At 69.9% G+C, this 14,777-nt stretch carries 10 protein-coding genes; 6 read left to right on the forward strand and 4 right to left on the reverse strand.

Features of this window, described 5'->3' with window-relative positions; translation table 11 throughout:
* Positions 1–4,423: DUF6531 domain-containing protein (locus DI272_RS25925; protein ID WP_109497668.1), on the forward strand; the 4,423-nt coding region annotated here is incomplete at its 5' end.
* A gap of 58 nt (positions 4,424–4,481) precedes the next feature.
* Positions 4,482–5,045, forward strand: coding sequence for a hypothetical protein (locus tag DI272_RS25930; protein WP_109497669.1), 564 nt, complete (start codon positions 4,482–4,484; stop codon positions 5,043–5,045).
* A gap of 131 nt (positions 5,046–5,176) precedes the next feature.
* On the opposite strand, the gene DI272_RS25935 is transcribed toward DI272_RS25930, so the two are convergent.
* The 3 genes from DI272_RS25935 to DI272_RS25945 all read right to left on the reverse strand — a co-directional run bounded on the left by DI272_RS25935 (position 5,177) and on the right by DI272_RS25945 (position 7,955).
* Positions 5,177–6,193, reverse strand: a complete 1,017-nt coding sequence (locus tag DI272_RS25935; RefSeq protein ID WP_109497670.1) for a hypothetical protein — start codon at positions 6,191–6,193, stop codon at positions 5,177–5,179.
* Between the two features lie 65 nt (positions 6,194–6,258).
* On the reverse strand, positions 6,259–7,314 hold the full coding sequence (locus DI272_RS25940; RefSeq protein WP_258314679.1) for a hypothetical protein: 1,056 nt from the start codon (positions 7,312–7,314) through the stop codon (positions 6,259–6,261).
* Positions 7,311–7,955 (reverse strand): hypothetical protein, encoded by a 645-nt coding sequence (locus DI272_RS25945; protein ID WP_109497671.1) that lies wholly within the window; start codon positions 7,953–7,955, stop codon positions 7,311–7,313. The genes DI272_RS25940 and DI272_RS25945 overlap by 4 nt, the downstream gene beginning before the upstream one ends.
* Positions 7,956–8,293: 338 nt before the next feature.
* Between DI272_RS25945 and DI272_RS25950 the strand changes: the two genes are divergently transcribed.
* From DI272_RS25950 to DI272_RS25965, 4 genes are all read left to right on the forward strand, one after another.
* Positions 8,294–11,284 carry a BTAD domain-containing putative transcriptional regulator gene (locus tag DI272_RS25950; protein WP_109497672.1) on the forward strand — a complete coding sequence of 997 codons (2,991 nt, stop codon included), beginning with the start codon at positions 8,294–8,296 and terminating at the stop codon, positions 11,282–11,284.
* Positions 11,281–12,006, forward strand: a complete 726-nt coding sequence (locus DI272_RS25955; protein WP_109501040.1) for an A24 family peptidase — start codon at positions 11,281–11,283, stop codon at positions 12,004–12,006. The genes DI272_RS25950 and DI272_RS25955 overlap by 4 nt, the downstream gene beginning before the upstream one ends.
* 90 nt (positions 12,007–12,096) lie before the next feature.
* Positions 12,097–13,296, forward strand: a complete 1,200-nt coding sequence (mqnC, locus tag DI272_RS25960; RefSeq protein WP_109497673.1) for a cyclic dehypoxanthinyl futalosine synthase — start codon at positions 12,097–12,099, stop codon at positions 13,294–13,296.
* A 7-nt stretch (positions 13,297–13,303) separates the two neighbouring features.
* Positions 13,304–13,750: a hypothetical protein gene (locus DI272_RS25965; protein ID WP_109497674.1), complete on the forward strand. Its 447-nt coding sequence runs from the start codon at positions 13,304–13,306 to the stop codon at positions 13,748–13,750.
* On the opposite strand, the gene DI272_RS25970 is transcribed toward DI272_RS25965, so the two are convergent.
* On the reverse strand, positions 13,747–14,715 hold the full coding sequence (locus DI272_RS25970; protein WP_109497675.1) for a chitinase: 969 nt from the start codon (positions 14,713–14,715) through the stop codon (positions 13,747–13,749). The genes DI272_RS25965 and DI272_RS25970 overlap by 4 nt on opposite strands.
* Positions 14,716–14,777 lie beyond the last annotated feature (62 nt).

Consider the following 14,777-nt stretch of genomic DNA (forward strand, 5'->3'; position numbering starts at 1 on the left):
GCTGGAGTGGGCGGGCAAGTCGGCGGAGGTCTTCAAGGACGAGTTCGGGGATGTCCCGAAGAACCTCAAGAAGCTGAAGAAGTCCTACGACTTGTGCGGCGACGCCCTTGCCGACTTCTGGCCGAAGCTGGAGCGCGCCCAGGCCCTGGCCGACCGGGCGCTGGCCAAGGGCCGGGAGGCGCAGAGCGATCTGTCCTCGGCCAACTCCCGTCTTGCCTCCGCTGATTCGTGGGTGACGCGGGCGAACAAGGAAGCCGACAAGTACAAGGACGACCCCACCGGCAGCAAGTCCGGCGGAGACAAGCCCGACGAGGGCAAGGTCCGGGCCGCCACGCGGGACGCCCAGCATGCCAAGTCCGCGCAGACCAGCGCCCAGACGGACGTCAACAACGCCGAGGGTGCGCTGGCCGCGGCGAAGAAGATGGCCGAGGACGCGCGCAAGATGCGTGAGGAGGCCGCGCACACCGCGAAGACGAAGATCGACGAGGCGTCCGATGCCGGTATTCAGAACCGGTCGTGGTGGGAGGAGGTCGGCGACTGGTTCACGGACAACTGGGACAACATCGTCGCCGTCTGCAAGATCGTCGTGGCGGTGGTCGGTGTCATCGCGATGATCATCGGTGGGCCGATCCTCGGTGCGATCGTCCTGATCGCGGCCCTCGTCGTGCTCGCCGACACCCTCTACAAATATTCCAAGGGCCAAGCCTCCCTGTGGGACGTGGGCTTGGCCGCCCTCGACTGCATACCCGGTATGAAGGGCCTGACCACCCTCGGCGGGCTCGCCAAGGGCCTGAAGGCCTTCAGCAAGGTGGGGCTCAAGGGCATGGCCATGGGCGTCAAAGGCTTGGGCAAGGGCGCCCGCCGTATGCTCGGCGGCAGCAAGGGCGGATACAACCGTCTCAAGAACGTCGTCTGTTCCAACGGCAGTGACCCGGTCGACATGGCCACCGGCTCGATGTATCTGCCGCAGTCGGACGTGGAGTTGCCGGGTCTCCTGCCTCTGGAGTTCACCCGGCGCGTGGCGTCCGACTACCGGTGCGGCTGGTGGTTCGGCCCGACGTGGGCCTCTACTGTCGACCAGCGTCTGGAGGTCGACCCCGACGGCGTCGTCTTCGTCACCGAGGACGGTCTGCTCCTGAGCTACCCCCACCCGGCCGGCCCTGAGTCACCGGTCCTGCCGGACGCGGGTCCGCGGTGGCCGCTGATCCGCTTGGACGACGGCGGTTACCGGGTCCAGGACCCGGTAACCGGTCATGCCCGGCACTTCTCCCGCCCCACTGCCGACGGCATCGCGCTGCTGGAACGGATCATCGATCGCAACCAGCACACGATCACCTTCGACTACGACGAGTACGGCACGCCGCTCGCTCTGCGCCATTCCGGCGGCTACCACCTGAAACTCACCACCGACGAAGGCCGTGTCACGGCGCTGAGCCTGGCCGGTGCTGCCGAGGACGGCGCGGATGTCGTCATCAAGCGCTATGGCTACACCGACGGGAATCTCACCGAAACCGTCAACTCCTCTGGTCTGCCGCTCAAGTTCACCTATGACGAGCGCCTGCGGATCACGTCCTGGACCGACACCAACCACCGCAGCTACGCCTACAGCTATGACGACCGGGACCGCTGTGTGGCGGAGGGCGGCGAGGCCGGCCACATCGCCATCACCCTCGACTACGACGGCGCCGACCCGGCCTGGCCCGACTGCCGGATCACCACCCTCACCACCGCCGAAGGCGCCGTCACCCGATTCGTCGTCAACGACAACAACCAGGTCATCGCGGAGATCGACCCGCTCGGTGGGGTAACCCGCACCACCTATGACGAACACCACCACGTCCTGTCCCGGACGGACGCCCTCGGCCACACGACGCACTACCGACGCAACGACCTCGGTCAGACTCTGGTCATCACGTATCCGGACGAGGCGACTGCGTACTTCGACTACGGCGACCACGGCAACCCGGTCCGGACCGTCCAGGCCGACGGCAGCACCTGGCGACGGGAGTACGACGCCCGGGGCAACTGCACAGCGGTTGTCGGCCCCGAGGGCACCGTCGTGCGGTACACACATGACGACGCCGGGCGCCTGACCTCGGTCACGGACCCGCTGGGGAACACGACCCGTATCGAGACCAACCGGGCGGGCCTCACCACCGGACTCGTGGACGCGCGAGGTATGGCCGAGTGGCGTCGGTACGACGCCTTCGGCCGGGTGGTCGCGGTCGGGGACTCCACGGGAAGCGAGGCTCGCCTGCGGTGGACCGTCGAGGGCAGGATCGGGCGGTGGCAGGGCCCTGGTGGAGCCCAGCAGGTGTGGGAGTACGACGGCGAGGGCAACTGCGTCCGCCACACGGACGCGAACGCCGGTGTCACGACGTACGAGTACACGCATTTCGACCTGCTCGCGGCCGCGACCGGACCGGACGGCGCGCGCTACACCTACGAGCACGACGCCTCACTCCGGCTGACCAAGGTCACGAACCCCGTGGGGCTCACGTGGACGTACACCTACGACCCGGCCGGGCGCATCGTTTCCGAATGCGACTTCGACGGACGCACGGTGCGCTACGAGTACGACCCAGCCGGCCGGATCGCTGCCCGGGTGAACGCGCTGGGACAGCGGATCGCGTACCACCGCGATGTCCTCGGCCAGGTGACCGCCAAGGACGCGGACGGCGTCGTCACCCGCTACCGGCACGACGGAATGGGCCGCCTGCTGAGCGCTGTCGGCCCGGACTCCGACGTCCGGTTCGACCGGGACGAGTGGGGCAGGATCGTCGCGGAGTCCGTCGACGGCAGGGCGCTGGCCTTTGCGTATGACGACTTCGGGCGACGCACTCGGCGGGTGACACCCGCCGGAGCGGTGTCGACGTACACCTATGACGCGCAGGGTCGCCGCAGTTCACTGAACACGTCCGGGCATTCGCTGCGGTTCGACTACGACATCGCCGGGCGCGAGGTCACCCGTGAGATCGACACGGTCCTGACGCTGCACAGCCGTTGGGACGCCTCGGGCTCCCTGGTGGAACAGAGCGCCGAGACGCCCCGGGGAACGGTGCAGAGCCGCCGCTACACGCACCGGGCGGACGGCCATGTCACCGGGGTGGACGATCTGCGCAACGGGCCGCGACAGATCGAGCTGGACGTCGTGGGGCGCGTCACGGCCGTCAGCGCACGCAACTGGCGCGAGACGTATGCCTACGATGCCGCGGGTCAGCGGACCGAAGCCTTCTGGCCCGACACCCACCCTGGCGCGGAGGCCCGTGGCCACTGTGTCCGTGAGGGCACTCGGGTCACCACCGCCGGCCGCATGAGCCACGTCTATGACGCGGCCGGCCGCATGGTGCTGCGTCGCAGGACCCGCCTGTCCCGTCCGCCCGAGACGTGGCGCTACACCTGGGACGCGGAAGACCGGCTGACATCCGTGGTCACCCCTGACGGCACGGTGTGGCGTTATCGGTACGACGTCTTCGGCCGCCGGACCGCAAAGCAGCGCATGGCGGCAGACGGCACGTCCGTAGCGGAGGAGACCCGCTTCACCTGGGACGGCGACACTCTCGTCGAACAGACGACCGCAGGTCTTGGACTGCCGCACCCGGTCACCCTCACCTGGGACTACGACGGTCTCCACCCCGTCGCTCAGACAGAGCGGCTGTCGGACTCCGCGACCCAAGAGGAGATCGACTCCAGGTTCTTCGCCATCGTCACCGATCTCGTGGGCACCCCCACGGAACTCGTGGACGACGAAGGAAATCTCGCTTGGCGGGCCCGCTCGACCCTGGGGGGCACGACGGCGTGGCCGTCGAACAGCAGGACATACACCCCGCTGCGCTTTCCCGGTCAGTACCACGATCCCGAAACCGGGCTGCACTACAACCGCCACCGCTATTACGACCCCGAGAGCGGCCACTACGTCACCCCGGACCCGCTCGGCCTGAGCATGGCCCCGCACCCCACGGCCTATGTGCCCAATCCCTGGGCGGGCACGGACCCCCTGGGGCTTGGTCCCTATGAGGTCTTCTACCGGGTCATGTCGGAGAAGGAGTTCGCACGCCTGGGGCCCAAGGGAGAGATCAACGTCCGAGGCGAGAATTTCGTGACGCAGGAGTCCGACTACGTCACCGGGATCGCGGAGCGATTCGCCCGCCGGGGCGGGCGGAACGCCCAGAAGTACACCCACCTCGTGCGCTATGAGATGCATCCCGGCACCAGAGACGCGCTCATCGCGGCCGGTCGAGGGTCCGGTGACAACATCGCCGCGATCCGTGAGGCCTACGGCCTGCATCTGGACGAGATCGGGGAGAGCGTCAACTTCGTGCACGTGAAGATGGAGCGAGGGGGGCTGAACTTCGGACTTCGCTCGGGGTCCGTTGATGTGTTCAACTCGAACATCCTGAGATCGACCCACGAACTGCTCTAGCCGTACGCGAGGGGGGCCGTGGTGTCAGCAGCAAGCAGCGCGAGGAGAGCAAGAACGAATGCCGGACGACAGCGCAGCCGAGAGCGCACGGGTGGAGCGCGTCGAAGCGATCCTCACCGGGGGCTACATCGGACGGGACAAGGCCGCGGAGGTGGCGGCGAAGGTCCCTGAGGCTCGGGACAGGATCCTTGGCTGGCTCGGTGCCGCGGCCGACGCCGAGGACTGGCGCAGGTTCGAGAGGCTCGCGGCTGCCGCCGTCCACCTGCACCCGGACGGCCTCGCCCCGATCCTCGTCCGGGCGCTCGCTGCCGACGCGACCGGCGTGAACAGCGAAGACCTGGTCGACATGCTCGGAGAACTGCGGGCTCCCGAGGCTGTGGAGGCGATCGGTCGCCTCGTGCACCGGCGGCGGGATGTCGACGGCCCGTTCTTCCCTCTGTGCATCAAGGGAATTCAGGCCCTCGGGGAAATCGGCACACCCGACGCGGAACAGTTCCTGACGACCGTCGCCACGAGCGCGCCGGGCGAGTGGCCCGACCCGCTCCGTTGGCACGCGGCGGAGCAGCTCGGGATCGAGGACGAGTTGGGGTTCGACGAGGACGAGATGCTCGGTGGAGTGTGACGCGTGAAGGTGTGATCCGGGCGCAGAAATGATGGCCTGCCGGGTGGAGCAGCGGGATCTGACGGCGACCGAGGGGTCCCGGGCCGTCGGCCGACGCGGGCGTCCGTACCGCCGTCAGACGCACGGCCCGTTCACCGGGAATCGACGTGCTGCCAGTCGAGAGCCGTGATCCGGGCGGTCTTCGGGGTCAGTTCCGCCATCCCCTTCCCCTCGAACCTGTCGGTGATCAGGTCGCCCCTGACGGCGCCGAGCGCGGACTGCTCATCGCTGGGCACGAGTGACCGGCTGGAGCGGTAGGCCTCCTTCACCAGGATTTCCTGGGTGTGCGCGAGCGGGAAGAGGGCGAGGACGCCACCGTCCGCGGTCCGGAGCGCGAACACGCTCGGGTCGGCCGGGGTCTTGGCGAAGAACTTCTTCGTGGCGATGCCGTCGGCCGTGCCGTTGGTGCTGCTGTCCTTGTACGTCTTCTCGGCCTCCTTCACCGGTGCCGTGGAGGCCAGGTTGCTGCCCGCCTTCGCACCCCCGGTCTGGAGCAGGTCCTCGTAGGCGGCGCCGACGTCGGACGGGGCGAGCTTGCCGACCTTCGCGTCGGGGTCCACGGCCTCGGCGAGGCCGTTCTCGTCGACCGCGAGCTTCGGGAGCGCTTCCCCGTCCTCGGCCCACACGGTCAGCACCACCTTGTAGGCGCCGTCCACCTTGTCGAAGACCACGAACGTCGAGGCGTGCCCGGCGTCACTGGACTTGGCCTGGACGACGAACCAGTCACCCATGCCCTTCGCCGGGATCACGTACTGGCGGTCCTGGTAGGAGAAGGGGGAGCGGTATGCCTTCTGGTCCTTCTTCGAGAAGGTCGGCACGAGGGTGTAGTTCGCCTTGTCCATGGCGTAGAGCTGCCCGGCCTCGACCGTGCCGAGGAGTTCCTTGTCCAGCGTCGCGTTCGCCTTGTTGTTGACCTTCTCGTAGTTGTCCACCACCGCGGCGGCGGCCTTCGCGGTCAGTACGCCCTGAGGCGCGGCGGCGCTCGCGGACGCGTCACCGTTCGCGCCGTCGGCATCCGAACCACCGCCGCACGCGGTGAGCGTGACCGCGGTGGCGATGCCGAGCGCGGTCGTGGTCAGGCGGCGGCGTGAGCTGGACGGGAACGTCATCGGGGTCTCTTCTCCTGGGGGGAAGGTCGGAGCGGCGGAGCGAGGAACGGTCGGTCTCTCCCGCGTCAGCGGTTGATCGCCTGGATCTCCTGGACGTTCATGTCCTGCGTCGTCTCGAACGTGCCGTCGGGCAGGTCGCCGCCGGTGCCGTCCGAGCCCTCCCAGGTGATCTGCCAGGTCACGGAGGCGGACAGGTGGTACGGCGTGCCGTTCGTGGCCTTGAGGTAGCGGATGCCGCAGGGCGGGGTCTTGTCGGCGTCGCCCTTCGCGTACGGCGTGCCGATGCTGCCGTCGTCGTTGATCGCGCAGTCGCCGGAGGCGGGGTAGGTCTCCGCGTCCTCCGTGCCCGGATCGAGGTGCAGGGCGACCGGCTTGGCCGCCGTCTCCGCCCACAGGCCCGTGTCGGGGAGCTCGGCGCGGACCTTGACCTCCTGGAACGTGCCCTTGTCCAGCCAGACCCAGGTAGGCAGGTTCACCGTGGACTTGGTGGCCGGCTTCAGCTCGATCTCGGTGTCGGGGACCTTCACCTTGTTGTAGGCGTAGTCGGCGAGGGTCTCCGGCGTGGGCGCGTTCGGATCGTCGGGGATTTCGCCGGCGTTCTGCCAGAACATGAGGCGGTTGCAGAGAGATGTGTCGTCGATGTCGGCGACGTCCGGGGCGACACCGTGCCAGAAGTGGCCCTTCTTGCCGATGTTGTAGTTCTTGTAGCCCGTCACGGTCGCCGGAGTGCCGAAGTAGTTGACGGCGTCCTTCTCGTCCTTGAAGTGGTCGGTCCACAGGCTCGATCCGATCCATCCCTGCCGGATGCTGACCTGGCCACTGCCGTCGGTCTCCGCGAAGGACTTCAACTGTTCCGGCGTGAAGAGGGGTTCGTACCAGCAGGGTGGAGGCTCCCAGTTCACGTCCGTGGACGAGAGGGTGCCCTGCCTTCCCCCGGTCGGACCGCTCTTCTGGGTGACCCTGATCCTGGAGTACGAGGCGGAGGCGGCCAGTTCGGTGCCGTCGGCCTGGCCTCGCGTGTCAGTGCCTGCTTCTCCGATCGCTTCTGCGGGCGTCGAGCCCAGAAGGGCCACGGCGAGCGATCCGGCGATCAGGGGTGTCAGCCGGTGTCGCAGGCTCACTTGGAGCACCCGCCTCGCTCGGAGTGCACGGACGCGTTCTGCCAGACACCCTGGGCGTTCTTCGCGAGGGAGACCGTGTAGGAGACGTAGGGGTTCGTGCCCGCCGGATTCCCCTCGACCTTGCCGGTCTTGAGGTTCCTGGTCTGTGCGGCGCTCTCGTCGGTGCAGTAACTGAGTGACGCTCCTCTGCCGGTCTTGGCCACGCTGACCTCGGGCGCGAAGGCGGGCAGCTTGCCGATGACGGTGAGGTGCTTGTCCGTGTAGGACTTGATCCACTGCCTGGTCTGCCCGACGACGCCCTCTGTGTCGTAGAAGGCGACGGCCTCGCTGTCAGGGTCGCTCGCGATGATCGCCGCGTATCCGGCCCGGACCTCTTCCTTGGCGTCGTCGAGCACCGCCTGCTCGACGGGGTCGCCGCTCGACCAGTTTTCGAAGGTGAGCTGGAAGCTGCTGGGGATGGTGATCTTCGGGCGCTCGACGCCAGGCGACGCCGACGCGGAAGCCGACGGGCTGCTGGACCCGGTGTCCGCCCCCTTGATGTCATCCGGCGACTTGTCGTCGCCCCCACCGCACGCGGAGAGCAGAAGCGCCGCCGTCGTGGCGAACGCGGCGGCGGTGATGGGCAGGGTGCGGCGGGCCACGATGGATCTCCCCCGAGGATTGGCGATTGCAACGGGGAACGAAGCTATCAGGGGCAGGTGATGTGGCCTTGAGAGGCCGTGGGGGATTGTGTGGGGAACGTGAGGGTGTCGCGTGGCGATTGCGAACGATGCGCATGACCCTCGGTCGAAAACGGGGCAACTCCGGCCTGTCCGGCAGGTCGTGAGGAAGTGAGTGGCAGGGGGGACGGTGAGTTGTCCACAGGGCCTGCCCGCTCTTCGACGCCGTACATAAGATCTCTGTACGCTCAGTGGACTTCCGTACTCCCTCGTAACTCCCTCGTATCCACCTCCTCCTCACACGACCCAGGACACCCGCCATGGCACGACGCCGCAGCTCAAGCTCGTCAAGCTCGACGGGAAACCCGACGCCTACGACCACGCCCTCCGCGACGCCCCGCAACCGCACCCCGCAGCCCGTGCGGATCCGGCGACGCACCTTCGGTGACTTCGTCAAGGCGTTCTTCGCGTTCGTCGCGCTCGCCGTCCTGGTCGTCGGAGTTCCGGGTGCGCTCGCCATGACGGTCGGGTGGCCGTTGCCGAGCGGGATGCCGAAGCTGGAGTGGCTGCAGCACGAGATCACCGTCGGCACCTTCCTCCACATCCTCACGGTCATCGTGTGGCTCGCCTGGGCGCAGTTCACCGCCTGCGTGCTCGTGGAGATAAAGGCCGCCGTGTCGGGGGTCGGGGTGCCCGGGCGCGTTCCCGGCGCCGGACCCAGTCAGCTGCTCGCCCGGCAGCTCGTCGCCGCGCTCCTCCTCGTCGGCGCGACCGCCGCCAGCCTCACGCCGGGGCTGTCGCAGATCGGGCAGCACAGTCTCGACGGGAACCAGCGCGGTACCGTCGCCGCCGCCCAGCAGACCCCCGGTCTCTTCGCCCAGCAGCAGGAGCAGGCGGCCAGCACCGCCGCCGCCCTCGCCGAGCAGGCCTCCAGCGCCGCCGCCCACGCGGACGCACAGGGCGGCACCGCCAAGTCCGACGACACGAAGTACTACCGGATCCAACCGCCCGAGGGCCGGCACCACGACTCCCTCTGGGAGATCGCCGAGCGCCACCTCGGCGACGGCCGCCGGTACAAGGAGATCTTCGAGCTCAACAAGGACCGCGTGCAGCCCGACGGCTCCAAGCTGTCCGAGGCCAGCCTCATCCGGCCCGGCTGGATCATGGAGATGCCGGGTGACGCGCGCGGGGGCGACCTCGTCGAGATGCCCGAGGCCGCCGGTGGCTCCGCCGCCCAGCAGCAGATCCACGACTACGGCAAGACCGGCGACCACGCCCAAGGCGGCGACCACGCGCAGGGCGGCGGCCACCAGCAGGGCAGCGGCGGCGCCTCCCAGGTCTCCCTCCCCGAACAGCGTCCCGCCCCCGACCAGCAGCCCAGCGGACAGCAGCAGGCCACCTCAGCCACCGAGGAGTCGTCGGCCTTCGGCCTGCCCCAAGCCCTCATCGGCGCCCCCCTCCTCGCCGCCGGCCTCCTCGGCGCCCTCGGCCGGCGGCGCCGTCAGGCCCTGTGGCAGTCGGCGTTCGGTGCCGTCGGCGGGCGGCGCGGCATGGAGCCGCCCACGCCGACCGGGGACGCCGCCGACGCGCAGGACGCCCTGCTCGTGGGCGCCGACCCCGAAGGCGTACGCCTGCTCGACCGCTCCCTGCGCGGACTCGCCGCGTCCCTCGGCGCCGAGTCGCGTCCGCTGCCCACCGCGTACGCCGCCTGGCTCGGCGGCAATGGCGACCTTCATCTGCAGCTCGCCCAGCCCTCCGGCAACCCGCCCGCCCCCTGGCAGCTCGGGCAGGACCAGACGTTCTGGATGCTCGCCCGCGCGGACGCCGAGCGGTACGAGGACGTCGACGCCGCCGCCCCGTACCCGGGCCTGGTCAGCCTCGGCACCATGGACGACTCGCGCCTCCTGCTCAACCTGGAGTCGGTGCCCGGCATCGTGTCCCTCGCCGGCCGCGAGGCCGACCGTGCCGCCGTCTTCGCCTCCGTCGCCGCCGAACTCGCCACCAACGGCTGGTCGGACCGGATGACCATCACCCTCGTCGGCTTCGGCGAGGACCTCACCCCGCTCGCCCCCAACCGGCTCCGGCACCTCGACACCATCGACGACCTCATCGAGACGATGGACGCCGAGACGCGGCAGCGGCGGGGGGCCCTGGGGGCCGCCGGTCACGACTCCGTGCTCACCGGGCGCACCGGGCCCGCCCAGCACACCCGCTGGGCCCCGCACCTCGTCCTCCTCGCCGCCGAGCCCGCCGCCGACGACGCGATGAAGCTCGCCGAACTCGCCGCAGACGCCAGCCGCCTCGGCATCGGCTACCTCGTCGGCACCGAGAGCGGTGACCTGCCCGGCGCCGCCTGGGAGATGGAGGTCACCGGCGAGGGCAAGCTGCTCGCCCCGCTGCTCGGGCTCGAACTCGACGCCCAGCTGCTGCCCGTGCCGTTGCAGCGCGCGGTCGTCGAGCTGTTCGTCGAGGCCGACCCCGAACGCGAACCGCAGGGTCCGGCCACCGCGCCGCCGTTCCTCGTCGACATCAGCGAGCAGGGGCGGCCCGCCGTCTACGCGCGGCTCGTCGGGCCGTACGAGATCATCGGCCTCGACACCCCCGACGGCGACCGCAGCGCCCTCCTCCACGAGGCGCTCGCCCTGCTGCTCCTGCACCGCGAGGGCGTCCACCCGCGCGTGCTGTCCTCCGCGCTGTGGCCGCGCGGCGTCACCGACGACGTACGCGAGGCCCTGCTCGACCGGCTGCGCGCCTGGCTCGGCACCGACCCCGACGGCACCCCGCGCCTCAAGGCCGACAGCACCGGACGGCTCACGCTCGCCAAGTCCGTCGTCTCCGACCTCGACGTGCTGCGCTCCCTCTACCACGAGGCCACGCAGGGCCGCGGCGTCGACAGCCGTGCCGTGCGCGGGCGGCTGCTCACCGACGCGCTGGTGCTGGTGCGCGGCCCGCTGCTCGCCGACCGGCCCGAGGGACGCTACCGCTGGCTCACCCACGAGATCATCGACGCCCAGCTCCCGCTGCTGGTCGCGGACATCGGCCTCGCGCTCTCCGAGTTCCACCTGGTCAAGGACCGTGCGGAGAAGGCCATCGAGGCGCTGAACGCGGCCCTCAACTCCGCCCCCGGCGACGAGCGCCTGTGGCACGAGCTGCTGCGCGCGACCCACTCCACCGGCGACACCGCCCGCCTCCAGGCCCTCGCCGCCGACCTCATCTCCCGCAGCGGCGCCCGCGGGCTGCCGCCGCGCACCGAAGCGCTGCTCGACGAGCTGCTGCCGGCGTGGCGCGACGGCGTCGCGGCCGTGGGATGAGCACGCTCCTCGTTCTCGCCGCCGCGCTGTGGGGCGCGGCGGCGGGCGCGGTGATGCCGAGAGCCGCCTACCGGTTCTCGGCCCCGGCCGGCGAGCCGTGGCGGGAGTCCTGCCCCGACGGCGGGCATCCGGTCCGGGGCTGGGTCGGCCGCGGCCGGTGCGCGCACTGCGCGCGGTCGTACGGTCCCTCCGCCGTCCTGCTCACCCTCGTCACCGCCCTCGTCTGCGCCGCCCTCGCCGCCGCCACCGGCACCCGGCCCGAGATCGGGGTGTGGCTGCTGCTCGCGCCGGTCGGCGTGCTGCTCGCGGTCGTGGACCTGAAGGTCCAGCGGCTGCCCGACCCGCTCACCCTGCCCTTCGCCGGGGCCGCCCTCGCCCTGCTCGGCGTGCTGTCCTTCGTCCCCGAGCACACCGGCGACTGGCTCCACGCCCTCTTCGGCTCCCTCGCCCTCGGCGGCGGCTACTTCGTGCTCTTCCTCATCAACCCGGCCGGCATGGGCTTCGGCGACGTGAAGCTGGCGCTCGGCACGGGGGCGGTGCTCGGCTGGTACGGGTGGCCGACGGTCATGCTCGGCACCTTCGCCGGGTTCCTGCTGGGGGCGCTGTACGGCGGCGCGCTGATCGTCGTCCGCAAGGCGGGCCGGAAGACGGCGATCCCGTTCGGGCCGTTCCTGATCGCGGGGGCCTGGACCGGCGTGCTGATCGGGGCGTACGCGGCCTGACGTCGGCCGTGTCGGTGGGCTGGCGTAGGCTGGCCGAGTCCGCGCACATGGATGCTTCCGTCCACAACCCTTGACGAAAGGGACGCCCCGGTGACCGAGAAGGCCGACCTTCAGTCCGTCCTCGACCGCGCCGCCGCCGGTGGGCGGATCACCCCTGAAGAGGCGCTCGACCTCTACCGCGACGCCCCGCTGCACGCGCTGGGCTCCGCCGCCGACGCGGTGCGACGCCGTCGGTACGCGGGTACGGAGCACATCGCGACGTACATCATCGAGCGGAACATCAACTACACCAACGTCTGTGTCACGGCGTGCAAGTTCTGCGCCTTCTACGCGCCGCCGAAGGACACGAAGAACGGCTGGACGCGGGACCTGGACGACATCCTGCGGCGCTGCGCCGAGACCGTCGAGCTCGGTGGCACGCAGATCATGTTCCAGGGCGGGCACCACCCGGACTACGGCGTGGAGTACTACGAGAAGCACTTCGCCGCCATCAAGGAGGCGTTCCCGCAGCTCGTCATCCACAGCCTGGGGGCGAGCGAGGTCGAGCACATGGCCCGGATCTCCAAGGTCAGCGTCGAGGAGGCCATCCAGCGCATCCACGCCGCCGGGCTCGACTCCTTCGCCGGTGCCGGGGCCGAGCTGCTGCCCGAGCGGCCGCGCAAGGCCATCGCGCCGCTGAAGGAGAGCGGTGAGCGCTGGCTGGAGATCATGGAGACCGCGCACCGGCTGGGCGTCGAATCGACCTCCACCATGCTCATGGGCACCGGCGAGACCAACGCCGAGCGCATCGAGCACCTGCGGATGATCCGTGACGTGCAGGACCGGACCGGGGGCTTCCGGGCCTTCATCCCGTACCTCTACCAGCCGATGAACAACCACCTGAAGGGCCGCACCCAGGCCACGATCTTCGAATACCTGCGGATGATCGCGATCGCCCGGCTCTTCATGGACAACATCGCCCACATCCAGGGCTCCTGGCTGACCACCGGCCAGGACGCGGGCCAGCTGACGCTGCACTACGGCGCGGACGACCTCGGCTCGGTCATGCTGGAGGAGAACGTCGTCTCGGCGGCCGGTGCCAAGCACCGCTCCAACCTCCAGGAGATGATCGACATGATCCGCACGGCGGGCCGCACCCCCGCCCAGCGCTCCACGACGTACGAGCACCTCGTCGTCCACGACGACCCGGCCAACGACCCGGTCGACGCACGGGTCATGTCCCACATCTCGTCGACGGCGATCGAGGGCGGCACGGCGCATCCCGAGCTGAAGATCCTCGCGTCCAACTGACCTGCGCATGGAGACGATTCACGCCGCCGACGAGGTCCGGTACACCTGGAAGGCGGAGCCGATCGAGGGCGGCGCCGTGCTGGTGGGGCGGGACCGGGTCGGCGCCGTGGGCACGCTGGAGGAGCTGCGCGAGCGGTTCCCGGACGCTCGCGTGCGCGTGTGGCCCGGGGTTCTGGGGCCCGCTCGCATCCATGAGGGCCCGCTGCCCGACGCCCCGAGCCCGCGCGAACGCATCCACGCCGTGCTGAAGTCGGGCGCGGTGGCGGTCCTGGAGGAGTACGCCGACACCGCCGAACTCCGTGCCGCCGCCGAGCGGAACGACGTGGTCGTGCTGCCGCGGGTGCAGCCGACGGCGATCCGGGAGGTCGGCCGAGCCGACCTCGCCGTGTTCGCCGAGGACGGCGAGTGCATCGCCACGGTGTGTGCCGGCCGGCTCGTCCACAGACGCCGCTAACCGGCCAGCGCCTCCCCGAACGCCCCTGAACTCTGCTGCACTCCACTGCAGTTCGTCAGAGCATCCTCGTCACCCGTGCATTCCTGATCCCGGAACGTCGCCCACATCGACACCCACCCGATCCCCTTCTCCTCCGCGAACTTCCGCACCTGAGCGGCATCGGACAGCGTGAACGTCTCCCCGGCCACGTCGTTCGTGCCGATCATCGAGGTGAGTGCCATCCCGCCCCAGGCGGTCGCGTCGGACGTCCCGAAGACGTCCTTCAGCTGTGTGTGCGCCGCCTTCGCCGCCGTCAGGGCGTAGTCGCCCATGTCGCCGTCGTACTTCTCCGCGTAGTTCATGGTCATGAGATTGACCGTCGAGACCTGTACCGCACTGTTGTTGGCCGACTCCAGCAGCGCGAGGGCGTCGTCGTCGAGCCCCGACGGCATCACCGGGAGCGTGAAGGACACGGCGACGTCCTCGCGCTCCTCCTGGAGCAGCGCTATCGCCTCCGAGCGCAGGTCCACCGAGTCGGTGTCGGCCAGCGCGTCGCCCTCGACGTCGAAGTCGGCCTGCGTGGAGCCTGCCGCGTCGAGGGCCGCGCCGTACGCCTCGGCCAGCTCCTCCGCGCTGTCGCACACCTCCGCCAGCTCCTCACCGGACGCGCCGCCGAAGGAGACCCGGACACTCGCCCCGTCCTTCTTCAGCGCCGAGATCCGGGACGCCACCTCCGAGTCCCCGATCGCCGTCGTGCCGTTCCACTTCGGGGTGCAGCCGCTGCCGTCCGAGATCGCGAAGGCCAGGTTGTACGTCGTCGGCGACCCGGCGGAGTCGAGGTCGGAGGCGTCCGTGACGCTGACGTAGGGGGCGTAGGCGGTGCTGGGCGACGATTCCGGCGCTGTGTCGGTGTCGGCCGAGCAACCCGACGTAGCCAGGGCAAACAGGCAACCGGTGCCCGCCGCCGACCTCAGGAAACGCCGCATCGCACGTGCACCCGCTTTCGTGATTTCTGTCTCAGGACGGAAAAATGCGTTCCTGAAGTGAC

Origin of the sequence: Streptomyces sp. Act143 (assembly GCF_003143935.1) — a bacterium.
GTDB lineage: Bacteria > Actinomycetota > Actinomycetes > Streptomycetales > Streptomycetaceae > Streptomyces.